General features: G+C 69.0%; 23 protein-coding genes. 10 read left to right on the top strand and 13 right to left on the bottom strand.

Annotation, left to right across the window (positions count from 1 at the left end):
* Window positions 1-29 precede the first annotated feature (29 nt).
* The 4 genes from yajC to ruvC all read right to left on the bottom strand — a co-directional run bounded on the left by yajC (window position 30) and on the right by ruvC (window position 2662).
* On the bottom strand, window positions 30-380 hold the full coding sequence (yajC, locus tag ACH413_RS25905; protein WP_360032067.1) for a preprotein translocase subunit YajC: 351 nt from the start codon (window positions 378-380) through the stop codon (window positions 30-32).
* A 93-nt stretch (window positions 381-473) separates the two neighbouring features.
* Complete coding sequence (gene ruvB, locus ACH413_RS25900) at window positions 474-1487, bottom strand: Holliday junction branch migration DNA helicase RuvB (RefSeq protein WP_360032070.1); 1014 nt, start codon at window positions 1485-1487, stop codon at window positions 474-476.
* Window positions 1484-2065 (bottom strand): Holliday junction branch migration protein RuvA, encoded by a 582-nt coding sequence (gene ruvA / locus ACH413_RS25895; RefSeq protein ID WP_360032073.1) that lies wholly within the window; start codon window positions 2063-2065, stop codon window positions 1484-1486. Before ruvA ends, ruvB begins: the two co-directional genes overlap by 4 nt.
* A 30-nt stretch (window positions 2066-2095) precedes the next feature.
* Window positions 2096-2662 carry a crossover junction endodeoxyribonuclease RuvC gene (gene ruvC, locus ACH413_RS25890; protein ID WP_360032076.1) on the bottom strand — a complete coding sequence of 189 codons (567 nt, stop codon included), beginning with the start codon at window positions 2660-2662 and terminating at the stop codon, window positions 2096-2098.
* A 147-nt stretch (window positions 2663-2809) separates the two neighbouring features.
* Here ruvC and ACH413_RS25885 point away from each other — a divergent pair, with 147 nt between their 5' ends.
* Genes ACH413_RS25885 through ACH413_RS25875 form a run of 3 tightly spaced genes read left to right on the top strand, consistent with a single transcriptional unit; the run spans window position 2810 to window position 5544 of the window.
* Window positions 2810-4294, top strand: a complete 1485-nt coding sequence (locus tag ACH413_RS25885) for a GGDEF domain-containing protein (RefSeq protein WP_360032079.1) — start codon at window positions 2810-2812, stop codon at window positions 4292-4294.
* Window positions 4291-4722, top strand: a complete 432-nt coding sequence (locus ACH413_RS25880; protein ID WP_360032082.1) for a cupin domain-containing protein — start codon at window positions 4291-4293, stop codon at window positions 4720-4722. The genes ACH413_RS25885 and ACH413_RS25880 overlap by 4 nt, the downstream gene beginning before the upstream one ends.
* An 18-nt stretch (window positions 4723-4740) precedes the next feature.
* The gene (locus ACH413_RS25875) at window positions 4741-5544 is read left to right on the top strand and encodes an alpha/beta fold hydrolase (RefSeq protein WP_360032085.1); all 804 of its coding nucleotides are present in this window, start codon (window positions 4741-4743) and stop codon (window positions 5542-5544) included.
* A 110-nt stretch (window positions 5545-5654) separates the two neighbouring features.
* Here ACH413_RS25875 and ACH413_RS25870 read toward each other — a convergent pair whose 3' ends face one another.
* Window positions 5655-6530, bottom strand: coding sequence for a hypothetical protein (locus ACH413_RS25870; RefSeq protein WP_360032088.1), 876 nt, complete (start codon window positions 6528-6530; stop codon window positions 5655-5657).
* An 82-nt stretch (window positions 6531-6612) separates the two neighbouring features.
* On the opposite strand from ACH413_RS25870, the gene ACH413_RS25865 reads away from it, so the two are divergent.
* A complete protein-coding gene (locus tag ACH413_RS25865) occupies window positions 6613-7038 on the top strand; it encodes a MarR family transcriptional regulator (protein ID WP_360032090.1) in 426 nt (141 codons plus the stop codon).
* Here ACH413_RS25865 and ACH413_RS25860 read toward each other — a convergent pair.
* Window positions 7025-7630, bottom strand: coding sequence for an alpha/beta fold hydrolase (locus ACH413_RS25860; protein ID WP_360032093.1), 606 nt, complete (start codon window positions 7628-7630; stop codon window positions 7025-7027). The genes ACH413_RS25865 and ACH413_RS25860 overlap by 14 nt on opposite strands.
* Window positions 7631-7649: 19 nt before the next feature.
* Window positions 7650-8333 carry an SDR family NAD(P)-dependent oxidoreductase gene (locus tag ACH413_RS25855; RefSeq protein WP_360032526.1) on the bottom strand — a complete coding sequence of 228 codons (684 nt, stop codon included), beginning with the start codon at window positions 8331-8333 and terminating at the stop codon, window positions 7650-7652.
* Window positions 8334-8383: 50 nt separating this feature from the next.
* Between ACH413_RS25855 and ACH413_RS25850 the strand changes: the two genes are divergently transcribed.
* Entirely contained in the window at window positions 8384-9418 is a 1035-nt protein-coding gene (locus ACH413_RS25850) for a serine hydrolase (RefSeq protein ID WP_360032096.1), read from the top strand.
* A gap of 111 nt (window positions 9419-9529) precedes the next feature.
* Here ACH413_RS25850 and ACH413_RS25845 read toward each other — a convergent pair whose 3' ends face one another.
* Genes ACH413_RS25845 through ACH413_RS25835 form a run of 3 tightly spaced genes read right to left on the bottom strand, consistent with a single transcriptional unit; the run spans window position 9530 to window position 12472 of the window.
* Complete coding sequence (locus ACH413_RS25845; RefSeq protein WP_360032099.1) at window positions 9530-10336, bottom strand: sugar phosphate isomerase/epimerase family protein; 807 nt, start codon at window positions 10334-10336, stop codon at window positions 9530-9532.
* Window positions 10318-11337, bottom strand: coding sequence for a dihydrodipicolinate synthase family protein (locus tag ACH413_RS25840; RefSeq protein ID WP_360032101.1), 1020 nt, complete (start codon window positions 11335-11337; stop codon window positions 10318-10320). The genes ACH413_RS25845 and ACH413_RS25840 overlap by 19 nt, the downstream gene beginning before the upstream one ends.
* A complete protein-coding gene (locus tag ACH413_RS25835) occupies window positions 11330-12472 on the bottom strand; it encodes a Gfo/Idh/MocA family oxidoreductase (RefSeq protein WP_360032104.1) in 1143 nt (380 codons plus the stop codon). Before ACH413_RS25835 ends, ACH413_RS25840 begins: the two co-directional genes overlap by 8 nt.
* 122 nt (window positions 12473-12594) lie before the next feature.
* Here ACH413_RS25835 and ACH413_RS25830 point away from each other — a divergent pair, with 122 nt between their 5' ends.
* The 3 genes from ACH413_RS25830 to ACH413_RS25820 all read left to right on the top strand — a co-directional run bounded on the left by ACH413_RS25830 (window position 12595) and on the right by ACH413_RS25820 (window position 16052).
* Window positions 12595-13611, top strand: a complete 1017-nt coding sequence (locus ACH413_RS25830) for a LacI family DNA-binding transcriptional regulator (protein ID WP_360032107.1) — start codon at window positions 12595-12597, stop codon at window positions 13609-13611.
* A 108-nt stretch (window positions 13612-13719) separates the two neighbouring features.
* The gene (locus ACH413_RS25825) at window positions 13720-15030 is read left to right on the top strand and encodes a hemolysin family protein (RefSeq protein WP_360032110.1); all 1311 of its coding nucleotides are present in this window, start codon (window positions 13720-13722) and stop codon (window positions 15028-15030) included.
* Window positions 15027-16052: a hemolysin family protein gene (locus ACH413_RS25820; RefSeq protein WP_360032113.1), complete on the top strand. Its 1026-nt coding sequence runs from the start codon at window positions 15027-15029 to the stop codon at window positions 16050-16052. Before ACH413_RS25825 ends, ACH413_RS25820 begins: the two co-directional genes overlap by 4 nt.
* Here the strand turns inward: ACH413_RS25820 and ACH413_RS25815 are convergent.
* Window positions 16049-16381: a cupin domain-containing protein gene (locus tag ACH413_RS25815; protein WP_360032116.1), complete on the bottom strand. Its 333-nt coding sequence runs from the start codon at window positions 16379-16381 to the stop codon at window positions 16049-16051. The genes ACH413_RS25820 and ACH413_RS25815 overlap by 4 nt on opposite strands.
* A complete protein-coding gene (locus ACH413_RS25810; protein WP_360032119.1) occupies window positions 16381-17157 on the bottom strand; it encodes a carbon-nitrogen hydrolase family protein in 777 nt (258 codons plus the stop codon). The genes ACH413_RS25815 and ACH413_RS25810 overlap by 1 nt, the downstream gene beginning before the upstream one ends.
* 55 nt (window positions 17158-17212) lie before the next feature.
* Here ACH413_RS25810 and ACH413_RS25805 point away from each other — a divergent pair, with 55 nt between their 5' ends.
* Window positions 17213-17830 (top strand): GntR family transcriptional regulator, encoded by a 618-nt coding sequence (locus ACH413_RS25805; protein ID WP_360032122.1) that lies wholly within the window; start codon window positions 17213-17215, stop codon window positions 17828-17830.
* On the opposite strand, the gene ACH413_RS25800 is transcribed toward ACH413_RS25805, so the two are convergent.
* The gene (locus ACH413_RS25800; protein ID WP_360032124.1) at window positions 17791-19149 is read right to left on the bottom strand and encodes an MFS transporter; all 1359 of its coding nucleotides are present in this window, start codon (window positions 19147-19149) and stop codon (window positions 17791-17793) included. The two genes, ACH413_RS25805 and ACH413_RS25800, sit on opposite strands and share 40 nt — an antisense overlap.
* Before the next feature lie 46 nt (window positions 19150-19195).
* Between ACH413_RS25800 and ACH413_RS25795 the strand changes: the two genes are divergently transcribed.
* A complete protein-coding gene (locus tag ACH413_RS25795) occupies window positions 19196-19903 on the top strand; it encodes a DUF2848 domain-containing protein (protein WP_360032127.1) in 708 nt (235 codons plus the stop codon).
* Window positions 19904-20017 lie beyond the last annotated feature (114 nt).

The following is a 20017-nucleotide window of genomic DNA, read 5'->3' as shown; positions in this document are numbered from 1 at the left end:
GCCAACTCCAGGTGTCACGAGCTTGTTGGTTACTTCTTGGCGCCGTGGTCCAGGGGCTCGGCGACCTGTGCGGTGGTCGCGGGCACCTCTTCCTCGACGTCGTCGGTCTTCTCCTCGGCCACGAACTCGTCGGTCTCGGCGACCTTCTCGCGAATGGCGGCACGCAGCCAGCGCGTGACGACACCCTCGGAGATCTCGATGTCGATGGTGGTGTCGTGGCTCGCGTCGGCAACGGTGCCGTACAGGCCGGACGTCGTCATCACCTTGTCGCCGGGGGCGAGCGAGTCCTGCAGGTTCTTCTGCTCGGCCATCGCCCGCTTCTGCTTGCGCGCGCTGAGGAACAGCGGCACCGCCAGCAGAACCAGAAGCAACGGGAACATCAAAGACGAAAGGTTGCCCATCATTCTCCGATCAGGTGGACATGCCTCGACGCACGTCCGATATGTCCAGGTGCTTTCACCGATTGTGCCAGGTCACCACAGTTGATCACCGGCGGGCGGTTCGAGCCCCAGGTGGTACCACGCGGCGGGCGTCGCCACTCGGCCGCGCGGTGTCCGGGCCAGCATGCCAGCCCGCACCAAATACGGTTCGCACACCTCTTCCACGGTGGTCGGTTCCTCACCGACCGCGACCGCGAGGGTGGCGACGCCGACGGGGCCGCCGTTGAAGCTCTTGACCAGGGCGTTCAGCACCGCGCGGTCGAGCCGGTCGAGGCCCAGTTCGTCGACGTCGTAGACCACCAGGGCCTGCTTGGCGATGTCCTCCGTCACCTTTCCGTCGGCCCTGACCTCGGCGAAGTCGCGCACCCGGCGCAGCAGGCGGTTCGCGATGCGGGGGGTGCCGCGGGAGCGACCGGCGATCTCGATGGCGGCGTCCTCGGCGAGGTCGACGCCGAGGATCTTCGCGCTGCGCTTCACGATGAGGTCGAGCTCTTCCGGCGTGTAGAACTCCATGTGCCCGGTGAAGCCGAAGCGGTCGCGCAGCGGTCCGGTGAGCGCACCGGACCTGGTGGTGGCTCCCACCAGCGTGAACGGCGCGATGTCGAGCGGGATGCTGGTCGCTCCGGGGCCCTTGCCGACCATCACGTCGACGCGGAAGTCCTCCATCGCGAGGTACAGCATCTCCTCCGCGGGCCTCGCCATGCGGTGGATCTCGTCGATGAAGAGGACGTCGCCCTCGACGAGGTTCGACAGCATCGAGGCCAGGTCGCCGGCGCGTTCCAGGGCGGGGCCGCTGGTGATGCGGATGGCGGCGCCGAGCTCCTTGGCGATGATCATGGCCAGCGAGGTCTTGCCCAGGCCGGGAGGGCCGCTGAGCAGGACGTGGTCCGGGGCCGTCCCCCGGCGCATCGCGCCGTGCAGGACCAGTTCGAGCTGCTCGCGGACGCGCTGCTGGCCGACGAACTCGTGCAGGTCGGCCGGGCGGAGGCTGGTCTCGAGGTCGCGTTCGGCGGGGGCGACGTACGGGCTGAGCTCGTCCTCGGTCACTTGCGCCCCAGGGTCGCGAGCGCACGGCGCAGGACGGCCGACGTGGACTGGTCGGGGTTCGCGGCGAGGACGTTGTCGACCGTGGTCTCGGCCGACTTGGCCGGGAAGCCGAGGCCGAGGAGCGCCTCCACGACGTGGTCACGCGTCTGGCTGTGCGCGGGCGTCGTGGGTGCGGAGAGCTGGCCGACCTTGTCGCGCAGCTCGATGATGAGGCGTTCCGCGCCCTTCTTGCCGATGCCCGGGACCTGCGTGAGCACGGTGATGTTGCCCTCGGCGAGCGCGTGACGGAGCTTGTCCGGCTCCAGGACCGCGAGGGTGGCCAGTGCGATCCGCGGGCCGATGCCGCTGACCGTCTGGAGCAGGCTGAACAGCTCGCGGGCCTCGGCGTCGGCGAACCCGAACAGGGTGAGGCTGTCCTCGCGGACGATCAGGGTGGTGGCGAGGCTCGCCTCCTCGCCGCGGCGCAGGGTGGCGAGCGTGGTCGGCGTCATCTGGACGGCGAACCCGACGCCGCCCACCTCGACGACGGCGTGGTCGAGGCCGACGTGCTGCACCTGGCCGCGCAGTGACGAGATCACCTGGTTCCTCCGGACTTCACTTGCTGGACCTTAGTTAGTTCGCTTGGCTGCTTCGGCCAGCTTCGCCCTGTGCACGCGGGCGAGTTCCGCCGCGCGGGCCTGCGCCTCTTCCAGCCTGTTGCGCATCGGCGCGCGCCAGTGGTGGCAGATCGCGAGGGCCAGCGCGTCCGCCGCGTCGGCCGGCTTCGGCGCGACCTTCAGGCCGAGCAGCTTGGTCACCATGGCGGTCACCTGCGCCTTGTCCGCGCGGCCAGAGCCCGTGACGGCGGCCTTCACCTCGGAAGGCGTGTGGAACTCGACCGGCAGGTTCCGTTGCGCGGCAGCCAAAGCGACGACGCCCGACGCCTGCGCGACCCCCATCGCGGTGCTGACGTTGTGTTGCGCGAAGACGCGTTCGATGGCGACGACCTGAGGTTCGTAACGGTCCAGCCACACGCAGACGCCGTCGTACAGCTCATGAAGGCGCACGGACAGCGGAGCGTCAACGGGCGTGCGCAGGACATCGACGGCCACGGCGCGCACGACTCGGCCTGGTCCGCCGTCGACGACGCCGAAGCCGCACCTGGTCAGACCGGGGTCGACCCCGAACACCCGCACAACAGCTCCCCGGATCGCTGAACGAACAACAGTTCGAACCATATCCGGTGCACCGATAGGGGACTTGCACCGACACGGGCTGACGCGGTTCGACAAGTCCACACCGCCGTTACTACGGTGGTCGGGTTTCGATCATCGGGAGTCACGGTGAAGAGGTTCTGGATCATCGCGGGGTGCGTCGGCACTTTCATCGCGATCGCCATCCTCACCGCCCTCGCCGCGCCGCGCGATATCGGTATCGCAATCGACAAGCTCGTGCAGCTGGTGTTCGCCATCGCGGCGTTGGTCGTCTACGCGCGAGCACGTGACCGCTGGATGACGGCGGCGATGATCAGCCTCAGCGTCGGGTTGTCCGCGTGGATCTGGGGCCAGCAGATCATGGGCGTGCAACTGCCGTCGTCGACGATCGCGCCGATCGGGTTCACGATGGTGCCGGTGCTGTGCCTGGCCGCCGTGATCGCGAAGGCGCAGAAACGCCGTTCCGACGACCTGTTGCCGAACTACCGCAGCCGCACGGTTCTCGTGCTCGACGGGCTGATCGTGATCGGGTCGCTGTTCGTGCTGACGTGGGTGTCGGCGCTGGAGTCTCTGACCAGGGCGTGGGCGACCGAAGGTCCCGGGTTCGCCACCGTCATCGCGCATCCCGCCGCGTACCTCGTGCTGCTCGTGGCGATCGTGGTGATGTCGTGGACGCATCAGGCCGTGCGTCAGTGGCCGATGCTTTTCGTCGCACTGGCCGGTATCGCGCAGTCGTCGTCGGGCTGGGTGTTCGCGTTCTACATCTCCAAGGGCAACACGGCGATCCCGGCGGCCGCGGACATCGGTTTCATGCTGTGCCCGGCGTTCTTCCTGCTGAGCGCGCTGGCACCGGCCCGCAACCTCGAACCCACCTCTGGCCGCATGCGCACGGCCGACCTGCTGCACCTGCTCGTGCCGTACCTGCCGCTCGCGATCACCGGCCTGTTCGTCATCTGGAACACCGCGACGGGCGGCCGTCTCAACCCGGTCGAGATCTACGTCGGGCTTCTGGTCGTGTGTCTCGTGATCGTGCGTCAGCTGCTCACGATGATGGACAACGTACGGCTGATGGACCAGCTCCGCGTCTCTCGCGAGGAGCTACGGCACGAGGCGACGCACGACCCGTTGACCGGCGTCGCGAACCGCTCGCTCTTCCGCGAACGGCTGGAGCGCGCGCTCGCGGTCCGTGACCGCGCGAAGCCGCTGATCCTGCTGTTCATCGACGTGGATGGCTTCAAGGCGGTCAACGACAACAACGGGCACGCCGAGGGCGACATCGTTCTGCGCAATGTCGCCGCACGGCTGGAGAACAACGTCCGGCCCGAGGACACCGTGGCGCGGCTCGGTGGTGACGAATTCGGCGTGCTGATCGACGGCGGCGACGCGGACGAGATCGGCACACGGCTGCTGGACGCGCTGGGGCATCCGCACGAGGTGCACGGCCGGGTGCACCGGGTGCACGCCAGCATCGGTGTGGCGCAACGGTTCTCGTACGATCCCAAGATCACCGCCGACGACGTGCTCGGGGCCGCGGACGCCGCGATGTACACGGCGAAGCGGCTCGGCAAGGGCATGGTCGTCGTGCACGGTTCCCCGCTTCCGGAGATGACGTGACCCCAGAGCAGTTGATCGCCTCGTTGGACATGCAGGAACTGCCCGTCGAGGGCGGGTACTTCGCGCAGACGCACCGGTCCGACGAGGTGTCCGCGATCGCGTACCTGTTGCGCAGCCCGGACTTCTCCGGCATGCACGTGCTGAAGCACCTGGAGATCTACCACTTCCACGCCGGGTCGCCGTTGCGGATGCTGCTGCTGCACCCGGACGGCACGGTGACCGAGCCGGTGCTGAGCGAGTCGAATCCGCAGGTCGTGGTGCCCGCGGGCGTGTGGCAGGGCAGCACTCCGGCCGGTGACTGGTCGTTGGTCGGCACGGTCGTGGTGCCGCCGTACACCGATGACATCGTGTCCTTCGGGCACGCGGACGAGCTGTGTGCGCGTTATCCCTCACACGCTGCGGTGATTCGGCCCCTGTGCCGGTTCTAGCTATCTAGGATCTTGCGCATGGCGCTTGTCCCGCTCAACGGCATCGAGCTCAACGTCCAGACCGAGGGTTCCGGTGACCTCGTCGTGCTCGTCATGGGCACCGGCAGTCCCGGCAGGGTCTGGCGCTCCTACCAGGTGCCCGCGCTGGTCAAGGCCGGTTACCGGGTCGCGTACTTCGACAACCGCGGCATCAGGCCGTCGTCGGAGTGCGCCGGGGGTTTCACGCTCGACGACATGGTCGCCGACACCGCCGCGCTGATCGAGCACCTGGGCGGTCCGGCGCACGTGATCGGCACGTCGCTGGGCGGGCGCATCACCCAGGAACTGGCGCTGGCGCATCCGTCACTCGTGCGCAGCGCGGTGATGATGGCGACCGCCGGCCGTCCCGAACCGGTGCAGCAGGCGTGGTCGCAGGCGCTGTGCGACCTGCACGACAAGGGTGTCGAGATCCCGCTGGCGTTCTACTCGGTGGCGTCGGTGGTCCGGAACCTGTCGCAGACGACGCTGGCCGACCCCGTGGTGGCGCGCGACTGGCTGCAGATGTACGAGTTCGCCGGGTCGTCGCTCGGTGCGGGCGAACGGATCCAGCTCGGCCTGGCCGAGTACGACACGCGTCTGGAGGCCTACCGCGCGATCGCGGTGCGGTCGCTGGTGATCGGGTTCGCCGACGACGTCGTGCTGCCGCCACGGTTGTCTCGCGAGGTGGCGGACGCGATTCCCGGCGCCCGGTACGCCGAGGTCGCGGACGCCGGGCACGTCGGGTACCTGGAGCGGCCGGACGAGGTGAACCGGCTGCTGGTCGAGTTCCTCGCCGGCGCGTGAACCCGCAGGAGCACCCGGAACTCGACGCGTTCCTGACCTCGCCCGAGCCGGCGACGCGGTCGACCCCGTCGTCACCGAGATCGACCGCGAGCGGCGCCGGGTGACCCCGGCTAGCGGTCGAGACTGAACTCGTCCGTCGTCTCCCCCTTCACGAGCAGGTCGACGCGGCCACTGAGCACGTAGGTGCCGTGCGGTGTGCGGGCGGCCGTGGTCGGTGCGGTCTTCCAGTCGCGCTGGGACTTCACCTGCCACGTGCGGGTGTCGAGGAGCGTCACCGCGTTCTTGCCCGGTGCGGCCAGGCTGTTCGTCACGACGACCAGGCCCTGCGGGGTGAGCGTGAGGCCGTCCGCGCCCGGCAGCCTCGGTGCGGGCAGTTCCTCGACGCGGTTCTGCGTGACCTTGAACAACGTGCCGTTCGTGTAGTGGCCGGTGACGAGGAATCCCCTGGGGTCCCAGACGATTCCGTTGTTGCCGAACGACGTGCCGCCCAGCCGGGGGTCGCGGGCGAACGGCGTCGCGGTGCCGTCGCGGCCGACCTTCCAGATCGTGTCGCCCATCGTGCCGGTGACGTAGGCGTTGCCGAGTGGGTCGAGCGCGACGTCGTTGGCGCCGCCGGGGACGTCGACGAACTTCAGCGCGCGGCCGGTGCGCAGGTCGAAGATGCCAAGACCGGACTGGCCCGGCACCGATCGTTCGCCGAGGCCGATGTCCCCGTAGGTGACGAGCAGGCGGCCGCCGTCCACCTGGAGGCCGAACGTGGACACCATGTGGGTTCCGGTGACGAGCGGGCGGACCCGGCCGTTCGTGCCGACGAGCGACACCGTGCCGTGGCGCAGCGAGCCGACGAGGAACTGGCCGCGGCTCGAGTCCCAGGCCACGCCCTCGGGGTGCAGCGACGGTGAGCGGGCCTCGACGTGTCTCGGCGTGGCCTGGGCCGTGCCCGTGAACAGCACCAGCACCGTCAAGACGGTGAGCAGGACGCGCATGACTTCCCTCCAGTACGAGCACTGATGAATATCAGAACTCTGATACTCATCCATACTCTTATCACACTCTTACGATGGGGGGATGCGCAGCGGTGATCGGATCGGCGGAGACATCAAGCGCGCCGAGCAGGACCTGGTGGCCGCGAAGTCGGCGGCGGTGAAGCCCGCGGGGCTGACCGTGCCGCAGTACTCGGCGTTGCTGGCCCTGAGCGAGAACCCCGGCGCGCCCGCGGCGACGCTCGCGCGGTTGTGCCTGACGACGCCTCAGACGATGACGACGATCCTGCAGAACCTGGTCGCGCTGGGTCTCGTGGAGCGCACATCGCACCAGTGGCAGCGCAACGTCCTGGAGAACCGGCTGACCGAGACGGGTCAGGCGAGGTTCCACGAGGCGGACAGGGCCGCGGTGGCGGTGGAGCAAAGGCTGGCGGACGCGTTCAGCACCGAGGAGCGCGCGCAGTTGCGCGCGCTCCTACAGCGATGTTCCGACGTGCTCAGCGAGAGCTGACGAACTCGTAGGTCTCGTCGACCATCCGCGCGAGGAACCGGTCGCGGTCGAACTCCGGGTCCTCGTCCATGCCCGGCGGCGGCACGTGCACGAAGCTGAAGTGGCCCGCCTTCGGCACGACCCGCAGGTCCACCTCGGCCGGCGCGGTCTTCAGGACCTCCACTTCGGAGGCCGGGACGAACGTGTCCAGCTCGCCGACGTAGGCGAGGATCGGCACCTTCACCGCGTCCAGCGCGCCGGGAGCCGCGAACCAGCCGGCGGGCGGGGTGTAGAGCACCAGGCGGCTGACGCGCGAATCCCTTGGCACGTCGAGGGGCTCGCGTTCCTTGCTCCACGGCGTCGCGCCCGCGAGGCACAACCCCGCCCAGGCGCCGATCGAGTGGCCGACCACAGCCACCTCGGCGTCCGGGCCGACGTCGCGCAGGGCCTCGACCAGGCCCAACGGCCGCGCCAGGTAGTCGTCCCAGGTCGCCTGCCGCGGGTGCAGGCGCGGGAAGGACGGCGCGATGACCTGGTGACCCCGAGCGGTGAAGTGGTCCAGGAGCGGGCGGTGCCGTTCCGGGTCGCCACCGCCTCCGACAGCGAAGAGCACGATCAACGAAGTACCCCCGTCAGCGATGCGCAGCCTGTCCGGTCGGCCGCAGCAGGATCTCGTACACGTCCACAGTGGACGGTTGGGACACGGCGTAGAGCACCGCCCTGCCAACGTCTTCCGGTGCCAGCTTCGGGTCATCCACACGCGACGCCGGAATGGCGTCGGTGTCGACCAGGCCCGGCTGCACCACCGTCACCCTAACCCCGGTGGCCACCGCTTCGGCGCGGATCGCCTGCGCCAGACCGGTGATCGCCCACTTCGTCGCCGAGTACAGGTTGCCAGGACGCACGCCACGACCGGCGGCGGACCCCGTCATCACGAAGTGGCCGCCGGAGCGGATCAGCGCCGGCATCGCGGCACGGGCGGTGAAGGCGGGCCCGCAGACGTTCGTGACGACCATGCCGGTCCACTCCGACGGCTTCGCGCCGGCGTCGGAGACGAACGACGTGTCGACGGAAACTCCAGCGTTCGCGAATACAACGTCGATCCGGCCCCAGCGGGACTCCACTCGGGACATGAGATCCTGCACGGAATCCCAGGAAGAGACGTCGCATCGGGCGTCCCAGCCGCGATCTCCGACAGATTCTTCGGCGCCGCGCGAGGCCCTGACCACGCGATACCCCGCCTGAGCTGCGAGAACGGCGGTCGCCGCCCCGATTCCGCGGGAAGCGCCGGTCACCACGAAGACGTTTTCCATGATCCGGAACCCTAGTCAGGGAAACGTCAGTGCCGCCTGTTTTGATACCGCTCATGACTTTGAACCGCAGGTCCGTGTTCGGGCTGGGAACCGTCGCGGCCGCGACGGCCGTGCTCGGCTCCAACGGTGCAGCACAAGCCCAGGAAGACGCGGAGGTAGAGATCGAACGCTCTCCGGCGACGGCCGACCGGTCGCGCAAGCGCGTGGCCCAGATCTACAAGCGGCAGGCCCGCAAGGCGAAGGGCAGCTGGTCGTCGCTGATCACGGTCGCCGATCTCGACGGGACGACGAAGCCCGCCGTCGACGAGGACGCCGACAAGGTGGTCGAGGCCTACAGCGTCAACAAGATCGCGGTCGCGGTCGCCGTGCTGGACAAGGTGGACCGCGGGCTGATCAAGCTCGACCAGACGGTCACCGTGTCGGCCGCCATCGTCATCCAGGACACCGACGGCATCTTCGCGCTCGACGGCGCGTACCCGAGCGAGGTCACCGTCGGCCACGCGCTGGCGAACCTGCTGACGGTCTCGGACAACACCGCGGTCCGCCTGTGCGGCCTGGTCGTGCCGGCGTTGGAGCTCAACGAGATCCTGCGGTCCAAGGGCTTCGTGCACACGCAGGTCGTCCCGGTCGCGAACCCGAACCGGTTCTTCCTCGGCACCACGACGGCGCGTGAGACGCACACGTTGCTGCAGAAGCTGGTCGACGGTCAGCTGCTGTCCGCCGCGTCCACCGCGTACCTGCTGAACATCCTGCGCGCCACGGCGAGCTTCACCGACGGCGTGCGGCTCAACCTCACGACGAACGAGCGTCTGCGCGTCGCCACGAAGGCCGGTTGGTTCGAGGACGGCCGCAACGAGGCCGGGATCATGTTCAGCGCGGACAACCGGGCGATCCTGATCTACTCGATGTTCGCGTCGGGCGCCTTCGCCGGCGACAAGGCCGTGAACGACGAGGACTTCAGCACCACGCACCCGGCCGTCGCGGCCCGCGCGGAGCTCGGGCGGTCCATGTTCGACGCCGTCATCAAGATCACGACCGCGAAGCCGAAACACGGTGCAAAGGTTTACAGGTTCGTCAACGGTGGCTGATTCCTGAGATTTATCTGGAATCTGGACCAAAGAACGCTGGTTTTCAGATATATAGATACCAACGCCGGGGTCGGTCGTCGCCGCCGTCGACGACCGGCTTCCCCGCGTTGGTCAGAGCGCCGGTTCCACAATGTCGTGGTACCTGCGCGTCACCTCTTCGATCACCTCGTCGAAGTCCGCCGCCCAGATGGCCGCGTTGAAGATCTCCACTTCGACATCCCCCGAATATCCGGTCGCCGCGACGTGTCGCGTCAGACGGTCCAGGTCGATGTCGCCGTCACCGGGATAACCGCGTCCGAGCAACACATCGGCGGGCACGGGCGTGAGCCAGTCGCACACCTGGTACGACGCGATGTGCGGCCCCGCGCGCACGATCTGCGCGTCCAGATCGGGGTCCCACCACACGTGCAGCGCGTCCACGACGACGCCGACCGACTCGTGCCGTTCGGCGATGTCCAGCGCCTGCGCCAACGTCGACAGCACGCCGCGATCCGCGCAGAACACCGGATGCATCGGCTCCAGCGCCAGGACCACGCCCGCCTGCGCGGCGTACGCCGACAGTTCCGCGATGGCGTCCGCAACGCGCTGACGTGCGCCGATGAGGTCCTTGTCGGCCTGCACTCCCCCGACGACCATGACCAGCGTGTCGGTGCGCAACGCCGCCGCCTCGTCGATCGCGCGGCGGTTGTCGTCCATCGCGCTTCGGTTGTCCACGGCCGTGAGGAACCCGCCGCGGCACAACGAGGACACGCGCAGTCCGGCGTCCGCGACGAGTTTGGCGGTGCGTTCCAGGCCGTGGTCCGCGACGGGTTCGCGCCACAGTCCGATCGATTCGATGCCGTGCCGCGCACAGCCTTCGACTGCCTCCGCGACCGTCGCGCGTTTGATCGTGGCCTGGTTCAGCGAGAGGCGAGCCATTGGCGCCACCGCCGTTCCGCGAACTCCGGTTCGATCACGCCGGCGATCTCCGCGAGACGTTTCGCCTCGGCGAGATGTTCAACGGTGCGTGCGGATTCCAGGCCACCGAGGAGCTGGAATCGTTCCTGATGTCCGGCCAGCCACGCCAGGAACACGACACCTGTTTTGTAGTAGTAAGTCGGCGCGCTGAACAGATGGCGGGACAACGGAACCGTCGGCGCCATGATCCGGTGGAACTCCTCGGTGTCGCCCTCCGCCAGCTTGGCCAGCGCACGAGCGGCCACCGGGGCGATCGGGTCGAAGATGCCGAGCAGCGCGTGGCTGTGGCCCTGCTCGTCGCCCGCGATCAGGTCCGGGTAGTTGAAGTCGTCGCCGGTGTAGCAGCGGACGCCGTCCGGCAGCGCGCGCCGCAGCCCGATCTCGTGGTCGGCGTCGAGCAGCGAGACCTTCACGCTGTCGATCTTGTCCGGCCGCGAGTGGATGATCTCCAGGAAGTTCCGGGTGGCCTGCGGGATGTCGCCCGTACCCCAGTACCCCTCCAGCTTCGGGTCGAACGCGGTGCCGAGCCAGTGCAGGATCACCGGTTCGCTGACGCGGTCGAGCAACGTGCCGTAGACCTTCTCGTAGTCCTCGGGACCACGTGCGGCCGCCGCGAGCTGACGCGAACACATCAGCACGGGCTGCGCGCCGGCCTCCTGGACGACGTCGAGCTGCTCCAGGTAGGCGTTCAGCACGTCGTCGAGCCCAGGTTCACCGGCGAGGTGGTCGGTCGCGACGCCCGCGCAGATCCGTCCCGCCTTCTCGGCGGCGCTGCGACGGATGAGCTCGGCGGCCGTCGGCCAGTCCAGGCCCATGCCGCGTTGGGCTGTGTCCATGGCTTCCGCGACACCGAAGCCGTGCGACCACAGGTGGTGCCGGAAGGCGAGAGTCGCGTCCCAGTCGACGCTGTGTTCGTCCTCGGCCACGACGTGTGCCGCGGCGAACACGATCCGGTTAGACATCGGCGATCTCCACTCGGCGACCCTCCGAAGAGGACTGCAGACCGGCCGCCGCCAGCGCGACACCTCGTGCCCCGGCGCGGAAGTCGTGCGGGAACGGCGTGCCGTCGTAGACGTGCCGCAGGAACTCCGCCCACTGCACCTTGAAGCCGTTGTCGAACTCCTCGTTGTCCGGCACCTGCTGCCACTGCTCGCGGAACGGGTGCGTGACCGGCAGATCCGGGTTCCAGACGGGCTTCGGCGTGACGGCGCGGGTCTGCACGAAGCACTCGCGCAGACCCGCGACCGCACTCCCCTCGGTGCCGTCCACTTGGAACTCGACGAGCTCGTCGCGGCGCACGCGCACGCACCAGGACGAGTTGATCTGGGCGATGACGCCGTTCGCGATCTCGAAGATCCCGTACGCGGCGTCGTCCGCGGTCGCCTCGTAGGCGTTGTTCTGCTCGTCCCAGCGGGTTGGAATGTGCGTGACGGCCTTCGCCGTGACGGCCTCGACCCTGCCGAACAGGTCGTGCAGCAGATAGCTCCAGTGGCAGAACATGTCCGAGACGATGCCGCCGCCGTCCTGCGCCCGGTAGTTCCAGCTCGGGCGCTGCGCGGGCTGCCAGTCGCCCTCGAAGACCCAGTAGCCGAACTCGCCGCGCACGCTGAGGATCCGGCCGAAGAAGCCGCCGTCGATGAGCCGCTTGAGCTTGCGGATGCCCGGCAGGTACAGCTTGTCCGCCACCACGCCGTGCCGGAGGTTCAGCGAGTCGGCCAGTCGCCCGAGCTCCAGCGCCTGCTCGACGGTGTCGGAGACCGGCTTCTCGGTGTAGACGTGCTTGCCCGCCCGCAGCGCCTTCGTGATCGACTCGACATGCCTCGACGTGACCTGCGAGTCGAAGTAGATCTCCACGGACGGGTCCGCGAGCGCCGCGTCGAGGTCCGTCGTCCAGTGGGCGAGGTCGTGCCGTTCGGCGATCTCCTTGAGCTTGTCGGCGTTGCGGCCCACGAGGACCGGTTCCACCTTCAGCACGGTCCCGTCCTGCAACCGCACGCCCTCGTCGCGCAACGGCAGCAGTGAACGGACCAGATGCTGGCGGTATCCCATCCGCCCCGTGACGCCGTTGACCGCCACGCCAATGGTCCTGACCGCCATCGCACCTCCCTGGTAGCAGCGCTGGAAAGCGCTTTCCCGCCACGCTAATCGCGGTCCTTCACGGCCGTCAACCTCCTCGCGAGTTAGTCTCAGCGCTCACATGCACGTTGACGGAGGTGGTCGTGTCCGCCCGACAGGTGACGCTCGCCGAGGTGGCGAAGCAGGCGGGTGTGTCGCTGGCGACCGCTTCTCGCGTGCTCAACGGCAGCACGCGGCAGGTGAGCGAGGACCTGAGCGAGCGGGTCCTGCGCACCGCGGAGGAGCTCGGCTACGTGCCGAACGCGTCCGCCCAGGCGTTGGCCCGCAACTCGAGCTCGCTGGTCGGGCTGGTGGTCCACGACATCACCGACCCGTACTTCTCGTGCATCGCGGCGGGGGTGACGAGGGTGGCCGAGGCCGCCGGGCTCTCCGTCGTCCTCGGCACGACCGGGCGCCGTCCCGAGCGTGAGGCGGAGCTGCTTTCTACTCTGCGTGCGCATCGGGCCCGTGCGGTGGTGCTCGCCGGTTCCCGCACCACGGACCGTGCGGCGCAGTCGCGGCTCGCGGCAGAGATCGACGCGTTCACCGAGCAGGGTGGGCGTGTCGCGTGCGTGTCGCAGGCGAAGCTCGGCACCGACACGGTCGTTCCCGGCAACCGTGCGGGTGGTCGCGCACTCGCCCGTGCGCTGGCCGAGCTCGGGCACAAGAAGTTCGCCGTATTGGGTGGACCGACCGAGCTCGTGGTGGCCCGCGACCGGCTCGCCGGGTTCAAGGCGGGACTCGCGGACGCCGGAATCGCGCCTCCGACGGTGATCAACGGAGCCTTCACCCGTGATGGCGGATACGCCGCCGCGATGGAGCTGCTGGGGTCGAAGTCGCGCTCTACCTGCGTGTTCGCCGTGACCGACGTGATGGCGATGGGCGCGATGGCGGCGCTGCGCGAACGGGGTGTGCGCATCCCGGAGGACATCTCGATCGCCGGGTTCGACGACATCCCGACGCTGCGCGACACGGTTCCGGCGCTGTCCACCGTGCGCCTGCCGTTGGAGGAGATGGGCGAGATCGCCGCAGGTCTCGTGCTGGACGCCGGGGGTGACGAGGCCCGCACCGTCCGGGTGGCGGGTGAGGTGGTGCTCAGGGCGTCCACTGCCCACAATTAGACTCGTCTGGCTATTCACGTACTTAGTCATGAGGAGTTGAGCCGTCCCCATGGGGTCTGGCCCTGGCTGGCATACCAACCCGGTCATCCGCTCGCTTGGAGCGCGTAGGTGACCGGAATACTTCTGAGCGTGCTCGGTCTGGTCGCCGTCGTGGCGCTGACCGCGGGCACCTTCATCGCGGTGGCGGCGGAGTTCTCGCTGACCGCGCTGGAACGGAGCACCGTCGAACGCCATGTCGCCGAGGTCGGTGACGCGAAGGCGCGAACCATCGACCGTGCGCATCGCACTCTCTCGTTCCAGCTCTCCGGCGCACAGCTCGCCATCACGCTGACCACGCTGATCACCGGTTACATCGCGGAGCCCGCGATCGCGAACCTGATCGAGCCCGGGCTCACCGCGGTGGGCGTGTCCGAACCCGTGGCCGACTGGTTGTCGCTGGCCCTCGCGCTGGCGATCGCCACGGCGTTGTCGATGGTGTTCGGCGAGCTCGTGCCCAAGAACCTGGCGATCGCGAAGCCGCTGGAGACCGCGCGCGGCGTGGTCAGCATCCAGGCGGGGTTCTCCACGGTCTTCCGCTGGTTGATCAACTGGATGAACAACTCGGCGAACTGGCTGGTCCGGCGCCTGGGCGTCGAACCGGTCGAGGAGCTGGCGTCCGCGCGGTCACCCGAGGAGCTCGGCGCGCTGGTGCGCAGTTCGGCGGAGCACGGCACGCTGGACCAGGGCACCGCGGTGCTGCTGGACCGGTCGCTGCGCTTCGGTGACCGGACGGCCGGCGAGCTGATGACGCCGCGCGTGCGGGTCGAGGCGTTGCGCGCCGACGCGTCGGTCGCGGATCTCGTGCTGAAGGCGCGGGAGACCGGCTTCTCGCGGTTCCCGGTGCACAACGGCTCGCTGGACGAGGTGAGCGGGATCGTGCACGTGAAGCAGGCGTTCGCCGTGCCTTCCGCGTTGCGCGTGTCCACTCCCCTGTCGGCGTTGACCCGGCCCGTGTACTCGGTGCCGGAGACGCTCGAGGGCGATGCCCTGCTGGACCGCCTGCGGGCGTCCGGGCTGCAGACCGCGCTGGTCGTCGACGAGTACGGCGGCACGGCCGGGCTGGTGACGCTGGAGGACGTGGTCGAGGAGATCGTCGGCGACGTGCGCGACGAGCACGACCGCGGTGAGGCGGCGCCGGTGCGTTCGCTGGGCAAGGACAGCTGGATCGTGTCCGGGCTGCTGCGCGACGACGAGGTGGCCGAGGCGACCGGGTTCACCATGCCCGAGGGCGACTACGAGACGCTGGCCGGTCTGGTGCTGGCGCGGCTCGGGCGGATTCCGGACGTCGGCGACGAGATTCGCGTCGACGGGTGGAGGGTGACCGTCATGAGGATGGACAAGCACCGCGTGGCCGAGCTGCGGGTGGTGTCGTCCTCATGAACTTCCTCGTCATCGCTTTGCTGCTGGCCGGTAACGCCTTCTTCGTCGGTGCCGAGTTCGCGGTGATCACCGCGCGCCGGGACCGGCTGGAAGCGTTGGCGGACAAGGGTTCTTCCCGGGCCCGTACCGCGATCAAGGCGTCGCAGCAGCTGCCGTTGCTGATCGCGGGCGCGCAGCTGGGCATCACGTTGTGCTCGCTGGGGCTGGGTGCGATCGCCGAGCCCGCGCTGGCTTCTGTGCTGGAGGGGCCCCTCGGCGCCGTCGGGTTGCCGTTGGCCGTGGTGCACGGTGTGGCGTTCGCGGTGGCGTTGGTCATCGTCGTCGCGCTGCACACGATCCTCGGCGAGATGGTGCCGAAGAACCTCGCGATCGCCGGTCCCGAACGGGCCGCGGTGTGGCTGGTTCCGGTGCACTACGGGTTCTCGCGGATGATCGCGCCGGTGCTGGCCCTGTTCAACGCCGTGGGCCGGTGGGTGCTGCGCCGCTTCGACGTGGAGCCGGTCGACGAGCTGGAGTCGGCCTACACGCCGGACGAGCTCGCGTTGCTGATCGGTCAGTCCCGGTCCGAAGGGCTGTTGGAGGACTCGGAGCACCGGCGGCTGGCGCAGACGCTGTCGTCCGCCGCGCGCACGGTCGCTGATGTCCTGGTGCCGTTGGAGAAGCTGACGACGGTGTCGGCCACGCCGACCGTGGGTGAGATCGAGAACGTGGTCGCGACGACCGGGTTCTCGCGCTTCCCGGTGCTCGCCGATGCCGGGCTGATCGGGTACCTGCACGTCAAGGACGTGCTGGACCTGGAGGGCGCGGAGACGTCGGTGCCGCGTGACCGGGTCCGCGGGTTGCCGGAGGTGCCCGTCGACGCCCGTCTGGACGAGGCGCTGGCCGCGTTGCGCCGGGCGCAGTCCCACCTCGCGCGCGCGGTGGGCGCTGACGGCACGGTGATCGGTGTCGTGGCGTTGGAGGACCTGGTGGAGGAGTACGTGGGCACCGTGCGCGACGGCACCCACGTGCGCTGGGTCTAGGTGCTGGGGGCCGTGCGGATTTCCAGCATCGTGCAGCCCTCGTCCGTCCGGTAGGGACCATGGGGCATTCCGGGGCGGCGGCTCGCGAAGTCGCCGGCCCGGAACGTTCTGCCCAGCGTCAGGTCGGTGAGGTCGCCTTCCAGCAGGTAGACCTCCTCGTGGTAGTCGTGGCGGATCACGTCCTGGGTCTCCAGGCCCGGTTCCCAGCGCGCGATCCTCGTGAGGGTCGAGGTGTCCGGGTCGCGGCTCAGGACGCGTTCGGCGATGCCTTTGTCGGCCGGGCGCCAGTCGATCGCCTCGACCGGGAAGAACTCGTGTTCCTCGCGCATCACAGCCTCCGGTTCGCCAGCACGGGCAGCTTCGCGCGGACCTCGTCGACCAGCTGAACGTCCACATCGGACAGGATCGTGCCGGGAGCTCCGCCGAGTCGCTCGCGCACGGAGCCGATCGGGTCGATCGCGGCGCTGCGGCCGATTCCCGTGGGGGCGGAACCGTGGTCGGCGTCGGGGTCGGCCTGACCGCAGGCGAGGACCCAGGACGTCGCGTCCAGGGCACGGGCTTGGACCAGCAGGTCCCACTGGTCGGCCTTGCCGGGGCCCGCTCCCCAGGAGGCGCCGAGCAGGATGACCGGCGCGGTGGTGGCGAGCGCGCGGAAGAGTTCGGGGAACCTGACGTCGTAGCAGGTGGCGAGGCCGATCGTGATGCCGTCGACCTCGAACGTCACCGGCTTCTCGCCCGGGGTGACGGTGTCGGACTCGCGGAAGCCGAACGCGTCGAACAGGTGGATCTTGTCGTAGCCCAGGTGCAGGCCCGTGCCGGTGAGGAGCGTGGTGTTGGCGACCCGGTCTCCCTCACCTGGCGTGAACATCCCGGCGACCACGACGACGTTGTGCTCGTCGGCGATGTCGCGGACCGCCGTCGCCCACGGGCCGTCGAGGGGTTCGGCGATCGGCGTCAGCGGGACGCCGAAGCGGCACTGCGTGGCTTCCGGGAACTGCACGACGCGTGCGCCGTTCGCAGCAGCAGCGGCTACCTCGGCGCGGACGGTGGCAAGGTTCTCCTGCGGATCAGCGGTGGAGCTGATCTGGCAGAGCGCGAAGCGCATGATCCTCCTCTGGTATACATGTTGTATGCAGGGTGCACCTAGAGATGGTGACGGCTTGTCTGGCAGAGAAAAGGCCTACGAGTTCCTCAAGGACACGATCCTCGCCGACCCTGAGATGCAGGGGCGGTTCATCAGCGAGCAGGACGTCGCCAACCAGATCGGCGTCTCCCGCACGCCGATCCGCGAGGCCCTGCTGCTGCTCGCGGCCGAAGACCTCGTCCAGCTCGTGCCGAAGAAGGGTGCGTACGTCGCGCCGTTGTCCTCGCGGCAGATCAGCGAGTTGATGGAGCTGCGCGGCATCGTCGAGCGGTACGCCGCCGAGCGCACGATCTCCGAGGGCACCGTCCCGTTGCGGCAGATGCAGGAGCTCATCGAGCAGCAGCGGTTCCTGGTCGAGGACGCGCGGCAGTTCATCGACGTCGACAGGCAGTTCCACGCGCTGTTGGTGGCGGCGACGGGCAACGAGCTGCTGACGAAGACCTACGAGGGGTTGCGCGCACGGCAGGTGCGCGCGGGTGTGGTCGCGTTGTACCGGGCGCACGGCAGGCAGCAGGCCGTGATCGACGAGCACGACGAGATCGTGGCCGCGCTCGAGTCCGGGGACGTCGGCGCGGCCACCGCGGCGATCACCGCTCACTTGGACACCACGTTGAAGGTGCTGCTCAACGGCTGATCTTGGGGCTGATCCTCGCCGTCTTCCTGGGGATTGCGGCCCAGCTTGAGGCCGACCAGCGTGACCACGCACGCCACCGTTACGTAGAGGCCGACGACCACCCACGTGCCGAAACCGGCCAGCAGCGCGGTGAAGAGCAACGGGGCGATCGCGCCGCCGATCACGCCGGCCAGCGTGTAGGCGAGCGAGCTTCCGGTGTAGCGCAGGCGTTCGCTGAACTGCTCGGAGATGAACGCGGCCTGCGGCCCGTACATGAACGCGTGGAAGGCCAGTCCCACCACGACGCCGAGCACGATCAGCGGCCACGACTTCGTGTCGATCAGCGGGAACAGCACGAACGGCCACACCGCACCGCACACCGCGGCCGCCGCGTAGAGGCCGCGCCGGTTGACCCGGTCGGACAGCCAGCCGGCGAACGGCATCAGGAACAGCTGGAAGCCCGAGGCGATCAGCACGGCGACCAGGCCGACGTTGCGCGGCAGCTTCAGCTGGGTCGTGAGGTAGGTCAGCACGAACACGGTGTGCAGCGCGTACAGCACGTCCGGGCCGACGCGGCACAGCACGGCGGCGATCAGCGGCCGGGTCTGCGTGCGGAACACCTCGCTGATCGGCGCGGTCGGGCGGTCACCGCGGGCCTCGATCGCCTTGAAGACCGGGGTCTCCTCCAGCTTCACCCGGATCCACAGGCCGAAGATCACGAGCACCGCGGACAGCAGGAACGCCACCCGCCAGCCCCACGACATGAAGGCCTCGTCCGACAGCGCGACGCCGAGGAGCGCCAGCACGCCGTTCGCCATCAGGTTGCCGGCGGGCGGGCCGATCTGGGCGGCCGACGCCCAGAAGCCGCGTTGCTTCGGATTGCCGTACTCGCTGGACAGCAGCACCGCGCCGCCCCACTCGCCGCCGAGGCCGACGCCCTGCGCGAACCGCAGCAGCACGAGCAGCACGCCGGCCGCGGGACCGATCGCGGCGTGCGTCGGCAACAGGCCGATGAGCAGCGTCGCGATACCGGTGATCAGCAACGTCGTGACGAGCACGCGTTTGCGGCCGATCTTGTCGCCGAGCCGGCCGAACAGGAACCCGCCCAGCGGCCGGGACAGGTAGCCGACGGCGTACGTCGAGAACGCGAGCAATGTCGCGGTCAGCGGTTCTTCGCTGGGGAAGAACAACGGGCCGAGCACGACGGCCGCGGCGACGTTGTAGATCGCGAAGTCGTACCACTCCAGGGCGGTACCGGAGAGCGAGGCCACGAACGCCCGTACCAGGGCTGAACGAGGTACGTCCTGTGGTGTTGCTGTCGTTGCAGAGTCAGGCGGCATGGCGTAATACTGCCTGTATACAACTCGTATGCGCAAGGAGTACTGGATGTCTACCGCTCGTACACAGCTCGCTACGCTGCAGTTCGATCTTCCCGACGGCAGCACCGCCGAGATCGCCGTGACGACCTTGCTGAACGGCGGATACGCAGGTCGAAGCCAGGACGACGTGGCCGCTCACGTGCGCGAACTCGCCGAGCTGGGCGTGCCGGCGCCGTCCGTGACGCCGAGCCTCTACCCCGTCTCGCCGTACCTCGCGCAGCAGACCTCGACGGTTCCCGCGCAGCACGGCAAGACGTCCGGCGAGGCCGAGTGGGCGCTCGTCGTCCCCAATGATTTCGAAGCAGGTTCAGATGTCCTGCTGACGGTCGCATGCGACCACACGGACCGCGCGCTGGAAGTGCACGGCGTCGCGTGGAGCAAGAACGCCGGCCCGGACGTGCTGGGCCGCAAGGCGTGGCGGTTGTCCGAGGTGGCGGACCGGATCGACGCGATCGAGCTCACCGCGTGGGCGGACGGCGTGGAGATCCAGCGCGGCACCCTCGCCGAGCTGCTGACCCCGCAGTACTGGGTGGAGCGGTTGCGCGAACTCGGCCTGCTCAAGCCCGGCACCGTGCTGCTGTCCGGCACGATCCCGATGCACCACGGTGTCGACCAGTTCGCGTCGAAGTGGCGCGTCGAGCTGCGTGACCCGGCGACCGGTGACGTCCTCGACTGCGACTACGAGGTGACGAGGCTGCCCGACCCCATCGGCTGAGCCCGGTGTGGTGGTCGGCACCCGATGGGCGTGCACACCGTGTCGTTGGAGGACAACGAGCACTTCACGTCGCGCGGCAGGCCATCGACGCGGGGGGGTAATGAGAGCGCCTCC

The organism is Lentzea sp. NPDC020367 (genome assembly GCF_044387305.1).
Classification (GTDB): Bacteria; Actinomycetota; Actinomycetes; order Mycobacteriales; family Pseudonocardiaceae; genus Lentzea.
This window is presented reverse-complemented; position numbering and strand designations above follow the sequence as displayed.